The organism is Streptomyces sp. M92 (assembly GCF_028473745.1).
Lineage (GTDB): Bacteria > Actinomycetota > Actinomycetes > Streptomycetales > Streptomycetaceae > Streptomyces.
Map to the genome: position 1 here is coordinate 5,369,692 of NZ_CP101137.1, position 15,174 is coordinate 5,384,865.

General features: G+C 70.4%; 15 protein-coding genes. 14 read left to right on the plus strand and 1 reads right to left on the minus strand.

Features of this window, described 5'->3' with window-relative positions:
* The first annotated feature begins 48 nt into the window (after positions 1-48).
* From M6G08_RS24140 to M6G08_RS24190, 11 genes are all read left to right on the plus strand, one after another.
* Positions 49-993: an ABC transporter permease gene (locus M6G08_RS24140; RefSeq protein ID WP_272589259.1), complete on the plus strand. Its 945-nt coding sequence runs from the start codon at positions 49-51 to the stop codon at positions 991-993.
* Positions 990-2,978, plus strand: a complete 1,989-nt coding sequence (locus M6G08_RS24145) for a dipeptide/oligopeptide/nickel ABC transporter permease/ATP-binding protein (RefSeq protein WP_272589260.1) — start codon at positions 990-992, stop codon at positions 2,976-2,978. Before M6G08_RS24140 ends, M6G08_RS24145 begins: the two co-directional genes overlap by 4 nt.
* Complete coding sequence (locus M6G08_RS24150; protein WP_272589261.1) at positions 2,975-3,868, plus strand: ABC transporter ATP-binding protein; 894 nt, start codon at positions 2,975-2,977, stop codon at positions 3,866-3,868. Before M6G08_RS24145 ends, M6G08_RS24150 begins: the two co-directional genes overlap by 4 nt.
* A 165-nt stretch (positions 3,869-4,033) precedes the next feature.
* Complete coding sequence (locus M6G08_RS24155) at positions 4,034-4,945, plus strand: LysR family transcriptional regulator (protein WP_272589262.1); 912 nt, start codon at positions 4,034-4,036, stop codon at positions 4,943-4,945.
* Positions 4,946-5,055: 110 nt separating this feature from the next.
* Positions 5,056-5,973 (plus strand): VOC family protein, encoded by a 918-nt coding sequence (locus M6G08_RS24160; RefSeq protein WP_272589263.1) that lies wholly within the window; start codon positions 5,056-5,058, stop codon positions 5,971-5,973.
* Between the two features lie 52 nt (positions 5,974-6,025).
* Positions 6,026-7,474, plus strand: coding sequence for an NAD-dependent succinate-semialdehyde dehydrogenase (locus M6G08_RS24165; RefSeq protein WP_272589264.1), 1,449 nt, complete (start codon positions 6,026-6,028; stop codon positions 7,472-7,474).
* Complete coding sequence (locus tag M6G08_RS24170; RefSeq protein ID WP_272589265.1) at positions 7,471-8,244, plus strand: fumarylacetoacetate hydrolase family protein; 774 nt, start codon at positions 7,471-7,473, stop codon at positions 8,242-8,244. Before M6G08_RS24165 ends, M6G08_RS24170 begins: the two co-directional genes overlap by 4 nt.
* Positions 8,241-8,612 carry a VOC family protein gene (locus M6G08_RS24175; RefSeq protein WP_122619512.1) on the plus strand — a complete coding sequence of 124 codons (372 nt, stop codon included), beginning with the start codon at positions 8,241-8,243 and terminating at the stop codon, positions 8,610-8,612. The genes M6G08_RS24170 and M6G08_RS24175 overlap by 4 nt, the downstream gene beginning before the upstream one ends.
* A gap of 26 nt (positions 8,613-8,638) precedes the next feature.
* Positions 8,639-9,424, plus strand: a complete 786-nt coding sequence (locus M6G08_RS24180; RefSeq protein WP_272589266.1) for an alpha/beta fold hydrolase — start codon at positions 8,639-8,641, stop codon at positions 9,422-9,424.
* Entirely contained in the window at positions 9,421-9,906 is a 486-nt protein-coding gene (locus M6G08_RS24185) for a GlcG/HbpS family heme-binding protein (RefSeq protein WP_272589267.1), read from the plus strand. Before M6G08_RS24180 ends, M6G08_RS24185 begins: the two co-directional genes overlap by 4 nt.
* Positions 9,907-9,909: 3 nt before the next feature.
* Positions 9,910-10,941: a uroporphyrinogen decarboxylase/cobalamine-independent methonine synthase family protein gene (locus M6G08_RS24190; protein WP_272589268.1), complete on the plus strand. Its 1,032-nt coding sequence runs from the start codon at positions 9,910-9,912 to the stop codon at positions 10,939-10,941.
* A gap of 65 nt (positions 10,942-11,006) precedes the next feature.
* On the opposite strand, the gene M6G08_RS24195 is transcribed toward M6G08_RS24190, so the two are convergent.
* The gene (locus M6G08_RS24195) at positions 11,007-11,294 is read right to left on the minus strand and encodes a putative quinol monooxygenase (protein WP_272589269.1); all 288 of its coding nucleotides are present in this window, start codon (positions 11,292-11,294) and stop codon (positions 11,007-11,009) included.
* A gap of 192 nt (positions 11,295-11,486) precedes the next feature.
* On the opposite strand from M6G08_RS24195, the gene M6G08_RS24200 reads away from it, so the two are divergent.
* From M6G08_RS24200 to M6G08_RS24210, 3 genes are all read left to right on the plus strand, one after another.
* Positions 11,487-12,935 carry an aldehyde dehydrogenase family protein gene (locus M6G08_RS24200; RefSeq protein WP_272589270.1) on the plus strand — a complete coding sequence of 483 codons (1,449 nt, stop codon included), beginning with the start codon at positions 11,487-11,489 and terminating at the stop codon, positions 12,933-12,935.
* Between the two features lie 37 nt (positions 12,936-12,972).
* The gene (gene lhgD, locus M6G08_RS24205) at positions 12,973-14,172 is read left to right on the plus strand and encodes an L-2-hydroxyglutarate dehydrogenase (RefSeq protein WP_272589271.1); all 1,200 of its coding nucleotides are present in this window, start codon (positions 12,973-12,975) and stop codon (positions 14,170-14,172) included.
* Positions 14,173-14,312: 140 nt separating this feature from the next.
* Positions 14,313-15,173 carry an amidohydrolase family protein gene (locus M6G08_RS24210; protein ID WP_272589272.1) on the plus strand — a complete coding sequence of 287 codons (861 nt, stop codon included), beginning with the start codon at positions 14,313-14,315 and terminating at the stop codon, positions 15,171-15,173.
* Position 15,174 lies beyond the last annotated feature (1 nt).

Genomic DNA, 15,174 nt, shown 5'->3' on the forward strand with positions numbered 1-15,174 from the left:
CTTCGCCCGCACCGCTGACGGGCGCGGGGCCCGCGCGGGTCGGAGGCGATGATGGGCAAGCTCATCGCCTACCGCCTCGCCCTGGTCCTGCCGCAGTTGGCCCTGGTCTCCCTGCTCGTGTTCTTCCTGACGTACCTGGTGCCCGGCAGCCCCGCCGCGGCCATCCTCGGCGCCGGCGCGACCCCGGAGAGCCTCGCCCAGGTCGAGTCCGACCTAGGACTGGACCAGCCGTTCGCCGAGCGGCTGGTGGACTGGTTCGGGGCCGCGCTCACCGGCGACCTCGGACTGTCGTACTCCAACAGCCTGCCGGTGAGCGACCTGATCGCCGAACGGCTCCCCGCGACCCTCTCCCTCGTCGGCGGCGGCCTGGTCTTCGCCGGTGTCTTCGGCATCCTGCTCGGCGTGCTCGCCGCGCTCAGGCCCGGTCCCCTGGACCGGGCGATCAACGGCGTGACGTCCCTGGGTCTGGCCATCCCGGAGTTCTGGTTCGGGCTGATCCTGTCGCTGGTCTTCGCCGTGCAGCTGGGCTGGGTGCCGGTGGTCGCCTACACGCCCCTCGTCGAGGACCCCGCCGCCTGGTTCACCGGCATGATCCTGCCGTCCGTCGCGCTCGGCGCACCCGCCGCCGCCATGGTGGCCCGGCAGACCCGCGGTGCCATGGCCAAGTCCCTGAGGGCCCCCTACATCGACAACCTCACCGCGGTCGGCGTGCCCCGCACCCGAGTCGTGGTGCGGTACGCCCTGAAGAACGCCATGATCCCCGTGCTCGCCTCCACCGGCCTCACCCTGCGCATCCTGATCGGCGCGAGCTTCGTCGTCGAGACGGTCTTCGCCGTTCCCGGCCTGGGCGAACTGCTCCTGCACAGCGTGATCGGCAAGGACTTCCCCGTTGTCCAGGGTGCCGTCCTCGTGGTCGCCGTCCTCGTCATCGGCGTCAATCTCGTTCTGGACGTGGGCTACGGCCTGCTCGACCCGAAGGTTCGCCCCCAATGACCGTGACCGAGAAAACACCGGCGCCCGGCAAGACCGAGCCCGCACCGCCGAGGAAGCAGAACCGCCACGGCCTCGTGCCCCGCCTGCTGCGGCAGCCGGGAACCGTCGCCGGCGTGGGCGTACTGCTGCTGGTGGTCCTGATCGCCGCTGCCGCCCCGCTTCTCGCCCCGCACGACCCGGTCGCGCACAACTACGACGCCGTCCTCCAGGGCCCCGGCGCCGGACACTGGCTCGGCACCGACGACCTGGGCCGTGACACCCTCAGCCGGCTGCTGTACGGCGCCCGCGTCGCCCTGCTGGTCTCCGTCGGCGCCGTCGGCATCGCCATGCTCATCGGCGTGCCCATCGGACTGCTGCTCGGCTACCGCGGCGGGTGGACCGACCGGCTCGGCTCCCGGCTCCTCGACGTGTCGGACGCGCTGCCGGGCATCATGGTCGGCTTCGCCGTGATCGCGATCCTGGGCCGCGGCCTGTTCTCCCTGATGCTGGCGGTCGGCCTCATCTTCTGCATGAGCTTCGCCCGGCTCACCCGTGCCGTGACCCTTGCCGAACGCGAACGCCAGTACGTGGAGTCCGCGCAGGTGGCCGGGTTGCGCACACCGGAGATCCTCTTCCGGCACGTGCTGCCCAACCTCACCGGGCCGCTCGCCGTGCAGGCCGCCGGGTTCCTCGGCCACGCCGTCGTCATCGAGTCCGTCCTCAGCTTCCTGGGCCTCGGCCTGGAGTCCGACACCTCCTCCTGGGGGGCGATGCTCTCCCTCGCCGCGGAGCACCAGGCCGAGCAGACCTTCCTGCCGTTCCCGCCCGGCATCGCCATCGTGATCACTGTGCTCGCGTTCAACGTGATCAGCGACGGCATCAACGACGCCCTCATGGGCGGCGGCCGAACCTCCGTCAGCCGCCGGTTCCGCGGCACCCTCAAGGCCGCGGCGGCCGCGTCCGCCGCCGGCGCCACGGCGCGGCAGGACAGGACCAAGAATGACGTCGGGGACGGCGACAGCTTCGACGACTCCGACGCCGTGCTTGCCGTGCGGCACGTCACGGTCGCCCTCGACGGTTCCGACGGACCCGTCCCGTTGGTGAAGGACGCCAGTCTCACCCTGCGCGACGGAGAGGTCCTCGGCCTGCTGGGCGAGTCCGGCTCGGGCAAGTCGATCCTGTCCCGCTCCGTCCTCGGTCTGCTGCCCCGCGGCATCCATGTGACCGCGGGGTCGGTGCGGCTGGGCGGCGAGGACATGGCGGGCCTCGGGGAGAAGGAGATGCGGCGCCACCGCGGTTCCGGCATCTCCGTGGTGCTCCAGGACCCGATGACCGCGCTCTCCCCGGTGCACACCGTGGGCAGGCAGCTCTGCGAGCCGCTGCGGCTGCACTTCGGCATGTCGAAGGAGCAGGCCAGGGCCCGTGCCGTCGAACTGCTCACCCGGGTCGGGGTGCGTGACGCCGAAGGACGGCTCAACGACTACCCGCACCAGTTCTCCGGAGGCATGGCCCAGCGCGTGGCCATCGCCATGGCGCTGGCGGCCGGGCCCAAGGTGCTCATCGCCGACGAGGCGACCAGCGCGCTCGACGTGACGACCCAGAGTCAGGTCCTCGACCTGCTGCTGGAACTCCGCGACGAGTTCAACATGTCCATCATCATGATCACCCATGACCTGGGTGTGGTGGCCGAGACCTGTGACCGGGTCGCCGTCATGTACGCCGGCCAGATCGTGGAGGTCGGCGAGGTGTCCGGCGTGCTCCACCGGCCCCGCCACCCGTACACCGCCGCCCTGATGGCGTCCAGCCCCTCGGGAGAGGTCACCGGAGGACGCCTGGCCACCATTCCCGGCCAGGTGCCGCCGGCCGGCTCCTGGCCCGTCGGCTGCCACTTCGCCGACCGCTGCTCCTTCGCCGAGGACGGCTGCCGTGAGCACCCCGTGCACCTCGCGGAGAACGTCCGCTGCATCCGTGCCGACGACCTCGTCCTGGAGGTGACCAAGCCGTGAAGACCGCACCCCTCACCGAGTCCGCCGCCCCGGGGCCGGACGACGCCCCCCTGCTGGAAGTCCGCGACCTCAGCGTCAGCTACCGCACCGGACGGGCCGCCTCCTGGCGGCACACCGACACCCCCGTCGTCGACCGCGTCAGCTTCGACATCCGGCCCGGGGAGACCCTGGGCCTGGTCGGCGAGTCCGGCTCCGGCAAGTCGACCATCGGCCGCACCATCCTGCGCCTCATCGACCCGGTGTCCGGCACGATCACGTTCGACGGACGCGAGGTCACCGCCTTCGGCCGGTCCACCCCGCTGTCCTACCGACGGGACGTGCAGGCCGTCTTCCAGGACCCGGCTTCCTCGCTCAACCCCCGGCACATCGTGCGCGACGCCGTCACCGGGCCCCTGCGCCGCCACGGCAGGGGCTCGCGCAAGGAACGGGAGGAGGCCGCCGCCGAGGCGTTCCACATGGTCGGCCTGAACCCGGCCCTGCTCACCCGCTACCCCATGGAACTGTCCGGTGGCCAGCGGCAGCGGGTGGCCATCGCCCGCGCCATCGCGCTGAAGCCCCGGCTGGTCATCTGCGACGAGGCGGTCAGCGCGCTGGACGTCTCCACCCAGAGCCAGATCGTCAACCTGCTCGCCGACCTCCAGGAGTCCACCGGGGTCAGCTTTCTGTTCATCACGCACGACCTGCGCCTGGTGCGCCACATCTCGCAGCGCCTAGCCGTCCTGCAGCACGGCCGACTGGTGGAGTTCGAGGAGACCGAGCAGTTGTTCCGCACGACCAAGCAGCCCTACACCCGCAGGCTGCTGGCGGCCATCCCGGCCACCGACCCAGAGGGCCGCGAACACCGCAGGGCCCGCCGCGCCGCCCACCGCAAGTCTCCGGATACCACATGAAACTGTGAGGTCAGAACCCCTTTACTCAGCGGAGAGATCTCTTAATCTGAAGTGCCCGCCATGAGAGGGAGCAGCCTCTCCGGCCCCCTCCGGGCGCGTCCTTCACCAGCACGTCGCGCAGCCGGCGGCAGCGTCGTCTGACCGCCGTGGGCCCAGGAGGAAACCGTGGACCGCCTACTCCTCATGCACAGCTTCGTCACCGTCGCCCAGGTGGGCAGCTTCAGCGGTGCCGCGAAAAAGCTGGGCTCGTCCGGTTCCCTGGTGTCCCGGCACGTCGCCGAGCTGGAACGGCAGGTGGGTGTCCGCCTCGTCAACCGCACGGCCCGGTCGGTGAGCCTCACCGAACCGGGCCAGCGGTACGCCGACTTCGCCACCCGCATCCTGGACGAGATCGAGGCCGAGGACGCCTCCATCTCCCAGCTGCACGACCGCGCCGAGGGCACCCTCAGCATCATCTGCCCGAAGTGGATAGGCAGCCTCGACCTCGGCGAGGCGATCGCCGCGTTCTCGGCGGAGCACCCGAAAATCCAGGTCCGCTTCGAACTCGGTGGCATGTCCGACCGCACCTACGACTTCCTCGACAGCGGTTTCGACATCGCCTTCCATACCCGCGATCTCCGCGATTCCGGCGTCCGGCTGAAGAAGATCGCCTCGCTGCCGTTCGTGCTGTGCGCGTCCGAGGGGTACATCGCGCGGTGCGGCGGTCTCGACCACCCGAACGACATCGCCGCCCACGACTGCCTGGTCCACGTCAACGACCCCGTGTGGCGGATAGGCCACGGTCACGCCAGCACCCTGCACAAGATCCGCAACATCGCCTTCTCGTCGAACTCCTACATCGCCCTGCAGAAGGCCGCCGTGCACGGCCGCGGCATCGCCCTGCTGCCCCAGCGTCCGGTCTACGACGACCTCGTCTCCGGCGCCCTCCAGGTGCTGCTGCCCGAGCTGGCGGTGCCGGACCGCCCGCTGTACGCGATCTACGGTCCGGGACAGGACACCCCGCGCAAGGTCAGCGTGTTCCTGGACTTCCTCGCCGCATGGTTCTCCCAGAACCCCATTCCCGCCGTGCGCACCTGAACGCGGCCCGGCCGCGCAAGAAACGATTGCGAACCCGGGAGACCTCGGGCCATTGAGGCCCCCGCGCCCGCAAACCTACGCTCACCAGGCGAGACGGAAACGAGGAATTCATGGGAATCCAGAGAATCGAATCGGTCACCTACAGCATCGACGACCTCGGCGAATGCATCCGGTTCTTCGAAGACTTCGGCCTCTTCCTGCTGGAGCGGACCGACGAGCACGCGGTGTTCGAGACGCTCACCGGACAGACTCTCCATCTCGACACCGGCCCCGGCCCGCTGCTGCCGGCCCCCGTGGAGAACGGGCCCACGCTGCGGGAGGTCGTCTGGGGCGTCGACACCCGCGAGGAACTGGACCGCCTGCTGGCCGCCGTCGGCCGCGACCACACGGTCCGCGAGAGCGCCGACGGCGTCCACCACACCGTCGACCGCAGCGGCTTCGGCGTGGGCCTCACCCTCGCCCGGCCCAAGAAGGCGGCCGCCGCCCCCCGCCCCGCCAACACGCTGGGCCACGTGGGCCGCTGGAACCAGGCACTGGAACCGATCACCCGCGCCCACCCGCTGCGCATGTGCCACGTGGCGCTCAACATCGCCAAGGAGGGCAAGGACGAGGCCGTCGCCTTCTACACCGACCTTCTCGGCTTCCGCCCCACCGACGTCGTCGAGCCCATGGGCGTCTTCATGCAGGCCCCCGGAGACGACGACCAGCACACCATGCTGCTGTGCCACCGCCCCGACCGGACCGGCATCAACCACATCGCGTACGAGGTCCCCGGCTTCGACGACGTGATCGAGGGCGGCAACTTCATGATCGAGCGGGGCTGGCGGGAGGCCCGCAAGCTGGGCCGGCACACCATCGGCTCCAACGTCTTCCGCTTCCTGCACGCCCCCTGCGGCGGCCGCGTCGAGTACGCCACAGACATGGACCGGGTCGACGACACCTACGAGACCCGCGTGCACGAAACCACCCCACCGCACCACATTTGGGCACTGCGCACCAATCGCGACCAGGACGCCCCCGCCTCCTGAGCCCGGACAGCCCCGAACCACCACCCCCGCCAGCCTGAGAGGGCACCCACCCATGACCACCGATCACGGCTACCCCGCCGTCCGCATGCACATCGCGGGCGAGTGGTGCCAGGGCGGCACCGGACGTACCGCCCCCATCGTGAACCCGGCCACCGAGGAGGTGATCGGAGAGGTACCGCTGGCCACCCCCGCCGACCTCGACCGCGCGCTCGACGCCGCCACCGAGGGCTTCCGGGTCTGGCGGGACACCCCCGTCGCCGAGCGCACCCGCATCCTGCACGCCGCCGCAGACCTCATCGCCGAGCGCGCCGCCGACATCGGCCGCGTCATGACCCGGGAACAGGGCAAGCCGCTCAGGGAGTCGACCGGCGAGGCCCGCCGCACCGCCGAGACCCTGCGCTGGCACGCGGACGACGCCCGCCGCGCCTACGGCCGGATCATCCCCTCCGCCCCCGGCACCGTCCTGACCGTGCGGCGCGAGCCGATCGGACCCGTCGCCGCCTTCGTGCCGTGGAACTTCCCGGTGGGCGGCCCCAACCGGAAGATCTCCTCCGCGCTCTCGGCCGGCTGCTCCCTGGTCATCAAGGCCTCCGAGGAGACCCCGGCCACCGCGATGGAACTGGTCCGCTGCTACGCCGACGCGGGTCTGCCGGCCGGAGTGCTCAACCTCGTCTTCGGCGAGCCCGCGGAGGTCTCCGACCACCTGATCGCCTCCCCGGCCACCCGGCTGATCGCCTTCACCGGCTCCGTCCCGGTCGGTAAGCTGCTTGCCGGCAAGGCCGGCGAGGTCATGAAGCCGTCACTGATGGAGCTGGGCGGCCACGCCCCGGTGATCGTCTGCGCGGACGCCGACCCCGTCAAGGCCGCCCGCAGGGCAGCCCAGGCCAAGTGGGCCAACGCCGGACAGGTGTGCACCTCACCCAGCCGCTTCCTCGTCCACGAGTCGATCGTGGAGGAGTTCACCGCCGAGTTCGTGGAGGCCGCCGAGGCCGTGGCGGTCGGCGACGGACTGGAGGACGGCACCACCATGGGCCCCCTCGCCAACGAGCGCCGGCTGAAGGCCATGGAGCGCCTGACCGCCGACGCCGTCGCCCGCGGTGCCAAGGTGCTCACCGGCGGCGAGCGCCTGGACCGCCCCGGCTACTACTTCGCGCCGACCGTCCTCACCGATGTGCCCGAGGACGCGGAGCTGATGAGCGAAGAACCGTTCGGTCCGCTGGCGCCCATCGTTCCCTTCAGCGACCTCGACGAGGCGCTCGCGACCGCCAACGCGCTCCCCTACGGACTGGCCGCCTACGGCTTCACCGACTCCGCCGCGACCGCCGAGAAGCTGTCCGAGGAACTCGAGGCCGGCATCCTCTCCCTGAACCACTGCGGCGGCTCCGTCCACGAGGCCCCCTCCGGCGGCGTCAAGGACAGCGGCTACGGACGCGAAGGCGGACCGGAGGCCCTGGACGCCTACCTGGTCACCAAGCGCGTCTCCCACCTGCTGGCGCCATGAGGTACGCACGCGTCTCCGTCGGCGGACGGGCGGTGTGGGGCCGCGTCGGGCAGCACGACGTCGAACTGCTCTCCGGCTCCCCTCTCGACGAGACCGACGTCCACGTCATCGGCACGGTCCCGCGCGCCCGCGCGCAGTGGCTGCCGCCGGTAGTCCCGTCCGTCTTCTACGCCGTCGGCATGAACTACCCCCGGCACATCGAGCACGCGGGAGTGGCGACCCCCGAGCGCCCCGAGGTCGGCTACCGGGCCAACAACGCCCTCACCGGCCACCTCTCGCCGATCGTTAAGCCCGCCGAGGTGACGGGCCGCTTCGAGGCCGAGCCCGAACTCGTCGCCGTCATCGGCCGCACCCTGCGCCGCGCCACCCACGACGAGGCCCGCAAGTCGGTCTTCGGCTGGACCATCGGCAACGACGTCAGCGCGCGCACCTGGCAGCACCAGGACCGCACCTTCTGGCGCAGCAAGAACAGCGACACCTTCAAGCCGATGGGCCCCTGGATCGAGACCGACGTCGACGCCCTCGCGCAGACCACCATCCTTCGCGTCAACGGCGAGACGCGCGCCGAGTTCCCGACCGGCGACATGGTCTTCGACCCCTACGACCACATCGTCGAGATCACCAAGCACATCACCATGCACCCCGGTGACGTGCTGTGGATGGGCGCCGAGTCCGTCTGCCAGATCGAGCCCGGCGACACCGTGGACGTCGAGATCGGCGGCATCGGCGTGCTGTCCAACCCCGTACTCCTCGAAGGGAACCAGTCATGAGCGCAGAACCCCGCTACATCCACCACGTCAACTTCCCCACCACCGACCCGGACCGCACCGCCGAGTGGTACTCCAGGGTCTTCGGCATGAAGCGGATCCAGCCCAAGTCCAACACCCGCGTGGTGCTGATGACCCGCGGCAACTTCGACCTGCACTTCACCCCGGTCGAGGAGATGGAGCGCATGGCGCCCTACCACTTCGCCGTCGAGGTCGACGACTGGGACGACTTCCTCGCCCACCTCAAGGAGCTGGGAATCCGGCACACCCGCCCCATCCAGCGCCCCGAGAACCAGTCCAAGTTCTGCTACATCCACGACCCGGACCACACCATGATCGAGCTGGTCTACCACGCCAAGCGCCCCAACTAAGCGTTTCTGCTGAGGAGTTACACCCCATGCCCTACGCCGACTCCGACGGCACCTCCATCTACTACGAGCGCCACGGCAGCGGCCCGGCGATCGTGTTCGTGCACGGCAGCGGCGGCCACCACGCGGCCTGGTGGCAGCAGGTCGCCGCGCTGCGCGACGAGTTCACCGTCGTCACCGTCGACCTGCGCGGCTTCGGCAAGTCCGACAGCTCCATGCCCGAGTTCGACGGCCAGGATTTCCCCGGTGACGTCGTCGCGGTCCTGGAGGCCGAGGACCTCACCGACGCCATGCTGGTCGGTCAGTCCATCGGCTCCGTCGCCGCCCTGCGCGCCGGCCTGCTGCGCCGCGGCCGGGTCTCCTCCGTCGTCCTCGGCCACTCGCTGGGCGGCATCAGTCACCCCGAGCTGAAGGAGCTGGCCGCCGCCGACCGCGCCGAGGCCGTGAAGCTCCCGGTCATCGACCGGCTGCTGACCAAGGAGTTCCAGACCGGCCGCGCCGACCTGACCTTCCTGTTCCAGCAGATGGGCACGTTCAACGTCGCCAGGATGCAGGACCTGCGCAACCTCGACACCGACGGCCCCAGCCTGGAGGAGATCCGGGAGTCGGGCGTCAAGGTCGCCTTCCTCGCCGGCGAGAAGGACGCCGTCCTGAGCGTCAAGACCGTCACCCGCGCCCACGAACTGGTGGAGGGATCGCACCTGGAGATCGTCCCCGGTGCTCCGCACTCCATGTACTGGGAGACGCCCGAGCCGTACAACGCGGCCGTCGCCCGCCTGCGCCGCACCCTGACCGCACCGAAGGAAGCCGCATGAGCAACATCAGCCTCGACGCCGCCGAGGAGATCATCGCCGCCGCCCAGAAGCGGGCCCAGCAGATCGGCAAGGCTGTGAGCGTCGCCGTCGTCGACGCCGGAGGCTTCGTCGTCGCCGTCCGCCGACCCGACGGCGCCCGCCCGCTCACTCCCGACATCGCACGTGCCAAGGCGTACACCGCGGCCGTCATGCAGCGTCCCGGCAAGATGCTGAAGAAGTGGCAGGAGAGCCAGCCCGTCTTCTTCTCCCAGCTCTCCCAGCTGCCCGGCGCATCGATGCCCATCCTCGCCACCGAGGGCAGCGTCACCATCAAGAAGGACGGCGAGATCATCGGCGGCCTCGGCATCGCCGGCGGCACCGCCGACGAGGACCAGGTCATCGCCGACGAGGTCCTGCAAGCCCTCGGCTACGAGCTGGAGTTCGCCGCCTGGGGCGTCGCGGCCACGCCCGCTCCCTCCGCTTCCGACGCCGGGAAGGACTGACCCATGGCGGACACGTTCAACTACCGCATCGACCACCACGGCAGCCTGGTGCGCCCCGCCGAACTCACCGCCGCCCGCGCGGCCGGTGACCCGGAGGCGCTGAAGGAGGCCGAGACCGCGGCGGTCGAGGAGGCGGTGATCCTCCAGCGCAAGCTGCGCTCCACCGTCGTCACCGACGGCGACCACCCCCGCGAGGACTTCCGCGGCGCCGTGCTCGGCACCGTCTCGGGCTTCCGCCGTACCGACGAGGCGGGCCCCGACGGCCTGGTCCGCTGGGTCGCCGAGTCCCTGCCGAAGGTCAACGGCCCGCTGCTGCCCGACTACGGCAGCCGGCTCACCGGGCTGACGGTGATCGCCCCCAAGGCCACGCTGCCGTCCCCGGCCTACCTCGCGGCGACGACGTACCAGGACGGCCTCGGCGTGACCTCCGCCCGGGAACTCGGCGAAGCGCTGGCAGAGATCGTCCGGGCCGAGATCGCACTGCTGGTCTCCCAGGGAGTCCGCCTGATCCAGCTGAACAACCCGCTCCTGCTGGACCAGGTCGCCGCCGATCCGGCCGCCGCCCCCGGCGCGCTGTCCTTCGAGGACGCCCTTGCGGTGGACGCCCTGGCGGTACGGCTGGACGAGCGCCCCGAGGGCGTGCGGATCGGCGTGGCGCCCGGCTGGGCGGCGCCGGCCGCCGTGGACCGGGGCCGCGCCGAGCGGCTGTACACGGCCGTCCCCGCGGACCGCTGGGTACTGCCTTTCGACCAGGGCACCGAGGCCGAGGTGGATCTCGTACGGGCGTTGCCCGAGGAGCGGGACTTCTGCCTGGGCGTGGTAGACGCCACCCGGCCCGAACTGGAGGACGTCGACACGGTGATGTCCCGGATCGACCCGCTCGAGGCGTTCAAGGACCTGGAGGACGCCGCGGTCTCCCCGTCCCGCGGCTTCGCCGACGTCGCGGACCGGCCGCTGCTGAGCGCCGAGGACCAGCGCAGGAAGCTCGTCCTGGTGGAGACGGTCGCTCGCTACTGCTGGGGCAACGAGTTCTGAGACGGCCGCAGGGCCGGGAGCGGACGCCTCCCGGCCCTGCGGACTTGTGCTCACACCACTGCTGGTCACAACACTTCGGCGAAGGTCACCGACCGGTCCGTCAACAGCGGCCACACGGTCTCGACGATCTGCTCCTCGAAATGCGGCGCAGCCTTGTGCGCCTCGAACCCGGCGACGTCGTCGTACCGCTCGTACAGCAGGAACCCGCCGGGCTGCTCGGCCACGGCGTGCACCTCGTACAGCTGGTTCGCCGGTTCCGCGCGGGTCGCCTCGCGCGCCTTCAGCAGCGCGGCACGCACCGCGTCCTCGTCGGCGGGCGCGCAGCGGTAGTGGGCGACGACTGCGTAAGCCATGTTCGGTCACTCCTCGGCTCCCGGCGGTGCCGTGCGCACCGTCCGGCCTGCCGATTCCAGCATGGATCACCGCCCGGACGGCCTGCGCGCGATGCAACCAATGCCTTCCGCCGCAGGCCTGGTGAACCCACCACCGCATGGTGTGTCGTCATCTTCACCAGCACCGCGGCCGACGAAGGAAGAAGTGATCCGATGCGCACACTGGAAACACTCCTGGGCGGAGAGTGGGCGACGACCGGTGAGTGGATCGACGTCCACGACCCGGCCGACGTCCGCGCCCCTGTGGCCCGGGTCCCGGCACTGTCCGCCAAAGACGTCGCCGGGGCCTACGACCAGGCCGAGCAGGGTTTCGGCGTCTGGAAGCGCACCAGCCCCTTCGAGCGGGCCCGGGTCCTCACCGAGGCCGCCCGCCTGATCCGCGAGCGGCTCGACGAGATCGCCGCCGACGTCACCGCCGAGAACGGCAAGACGCTGGCCGAAGCCCGCGGCGAGGCGGGCAAGGCCGCCGACTTCCTCGACTACTACGCCGGCCTCGCCCGCCAGGGCTACGGCACCCTCCTGCACGACGCCCGCCCCGACACCCGTACGCACACCCAGCGCGAGCCCATCGGCGTCATCCTGGTCATCAGCCCCTGGAACGATCCGCTGATCACCCCGGCCCGCAAGCTCGCCCCGCTGCTCGCGACCGGCAACGCGGCCGTGTTCAAGCCGGCCACGGACACGCCGATGTCCGGACTGCACTTCGCGCGCGCCCTGCACGACGCGGGACTGCCGGCCGGCGTGCTGAACGTCGTCACCGGCCGCACCCGGGAGATCGAGGAGGCGCTTCTCGACGACCCGCGGATCGCCGGCATCACCTTCACCGGCTCCAACGAGGTCGGCAACTCCATCCGCCGCCGCCTCGGCGACCGCAACGTCCGCTTCCAGGGCGAGCTGGGCGGCAAGAACGCCTCCGTCGTCCTGAAAGACGCCGACCTGCCGTCTGCCGCGAGGAGCGTCGTCGCCGGCTCCTTCGGCCAGGCCGGCCAGCGCTGCACCGCCACCAGCCGGGTGGTCGTCGAGCGGCCGGCGTACGAGGAGTTCACCCGGCTGCTGGTCGCCGAGGTCGAGAAGCTCAAGGTGGGTCCGGGCAGCGACCCGGCGACCACCATGTGCCCGCTGTCCAGCCCCAAGCAGCGCGACAGCGTCCTCGCCGACCTGTACAAGGCGGTCGAAGAGGGCGCGGTGGTCCTCACCGGCGGCGACGCCGACACCGAGGGAGACCACGCGCACGGCTGCTACGTGCGGCCGACCGTGCTCGGCGACGTCACCCCCGAGATGGCCGTCTGGCGCGACGAGGTCTTCGGTCCGGTCCTCGCCGTCCGCGCCGTCGACGACTTCGCACAGGCCGTCCAGGCCGTCAACGACTCCGTGTACGGCCTTGCCGCAGCCGTCTTCACCCGCGACATCGGCGCCGCCTACCGCTTCGTCGACGAGGCGGAGTGCGGCCAGATCGCGGTCAACCATCCGACGCCCGGCTGGGACGTGCACCTGCCCTTCGGAGGCTTCCACGACTCCGGCACCGGCTACAAGGAACAGGGCGAAGAGGTCCTGCGCTTCTCCACCCGCGTCAAGACGGTCGCCATCAACTTCGGCGCCTGACGGCGGGGGAGCGGCAAGAACAGAGAGGAGGATGCCGATGGCTGACGAGACGATCGGCATCGTCGGCGCCGGCATCGTGGGTCTGGCCACGGGTCGCGAGATCGCGCTCAGGCGCCCCGGCGCCCGTGTCGTGGTGCTGGAGAAGGAGCAGCAGGTCTCGCTGCACCAGACCGGTCACAACTCGGGCGTCGTGCACGCGGGCATCTACTACACGCCGGGCAGCCTCAAGGCGAACCTGACGGTGCGCGGTGTGGCACTGCTGCGCGAGTACTGCCAGGGCCGGGAGCTGCCCTACCGGGAGATCGGCAAGCTGGTGATGGCGGTCCGCCAGGACGAGCTGGGCCGTATGGAGAACCTCTACGAGCGGGCCAAGAACAACCACGTGCCCGACCTGCGGAGGGTCTCCAAGGACGAGATCAAGGAGCTGGAGCCCAACGCCGGCGGCATCGCGGCCCTGCACTCCCCGCGCACCGCGATCACCGACTACCCGGCGATCGCTCGGGAGTTCGCCAAGGACATCACCGACGCGGGCGGCGAGGTCAAGCTCGGTTTCCCCGTCACCGGCATCACCAACGTGCCGGGCGGCATCGAGGTGGCCTCCGGACAACAGCGCCTCAAAGTGGACCGGCTGATCCTGTGCGCCGGCCTGCAGTCGGACTCCGTGGCCAGGCTCGCCCAGGACAAACAGGAACCCAGGATCATCCCGTTCCGGGGCGAGTACATGCTGCTCAAGCCGGACCGCACCCACCTCGTCCGCGGCCTCGTCTACCCGGTGCCGGACCCCCGATACCCGTTCCTCGGGGTCCACTTCACCCCCCGGGTCGACGGAACGGTGGAGGTCGGGCCCAACGCCGTTCTGGCACTCGCCAGGGAGGGCTACAAGCTCACCAAGATCTCCCCGAAGGACCTGCTCGGCCTCGCCGCCTATCCGGGTTCCTGGAGGATGGCGGCCCAGCACTGGCGCACCGGCGTCAAGGAGTACCGCGGTTCGCTGTCCACCACAGCCTTCATGAAGGACGCGGGCCTCTACGTCCCTGGCGTCGGCGCGGGGGACGTGGTCCGCGGCGGAGCCGGCGTACGGGCCCAGGCCCTGGACCGGGACGGCACCCTCGTGGACGACTTCCGCATCCACCAGGTGGGCAGGATCACCGCCGTGCGCAACGCGCCCTCGCCGGCGGCCACCGCCTCCATGGCGATCGCCGAGCACATCGTCGGCGCCGTCTTCGGCGGGGCCTGACACACGCCGAGAACGCCCTGTTCACAGCGCACTTTCGCGCAACAACAGCTTGCATCCCAGGCTCTCGGCAAGACCCCGACGCCCGCATAGCGTCTCTCTCACAGCACTCACCAGCCCCTTCGAGAAAGCGAGTTCACGACATGTTCGTCGTCGACACCCAGATCCACATCTGGAAGGAAGAGACCCCGGACCGCCCCTGGGTCCCGGGCGCCCGTGAGCGCATCCGCCTCAACGGCCACCGAGAGGACCCCTTCTCGTACGAGGAGGCCCTGGAGCTGATGGACGAGGCCGGCGTCAACCGGGCGCTGATCCTCCCGCCGTCCTGGGAGGGCAACCGCATCGACTACGCCCTGGAGGCGTGCGAGGCACACCCGGACCGCTTCGGCATCATGGCCCGCGTCCCGCAGGACAACGAGGCCGAGGGGACGGCGATGCTGAAGGACTTCGCCCAGAACCCGCACATCAAGGGCACCCGGCTCACCTTCCACCGCCCGCAGGACCGCAACTGGATGATCGACGGCACCAACGACTGGTACTGGCCGATCGCCGAACAGCTCGGCATCCCGACCATGGTCCACGCCCCGATCTGGAAGCGCGAGCTGGGCGAGATCGCCGCCAAGCACCCCGGACTGAAGATCATCATCGACCACATGGGCATCATGGCCCGCTGCGTCGACGACGCCATCGGATACTGGGTCTCGGAGACCGCCGACCTGGCCGCCCACCCCAACATCTACGTGAAGGTCTCGGCGCTCCCGGGCTACTCGACGCAGCCCTTCCCGAACAACAACATCCAGAAGTACGTCCGCGAAATGGTCGACAAGATGGGACCGCAGCGGTGCTTCTACGGCACCGACATCACCCGTCTGCTCGGGCACGGCATCACCTACACCGACACGATCGAGCAGTTCACCAAGCACTGGGACTTCACGCCCGAGGAGCTTGAATGGATCATGGGCCGAGGTATCTCCGAGGTCCTGAACTGGCCGATCGAGGGCTGAG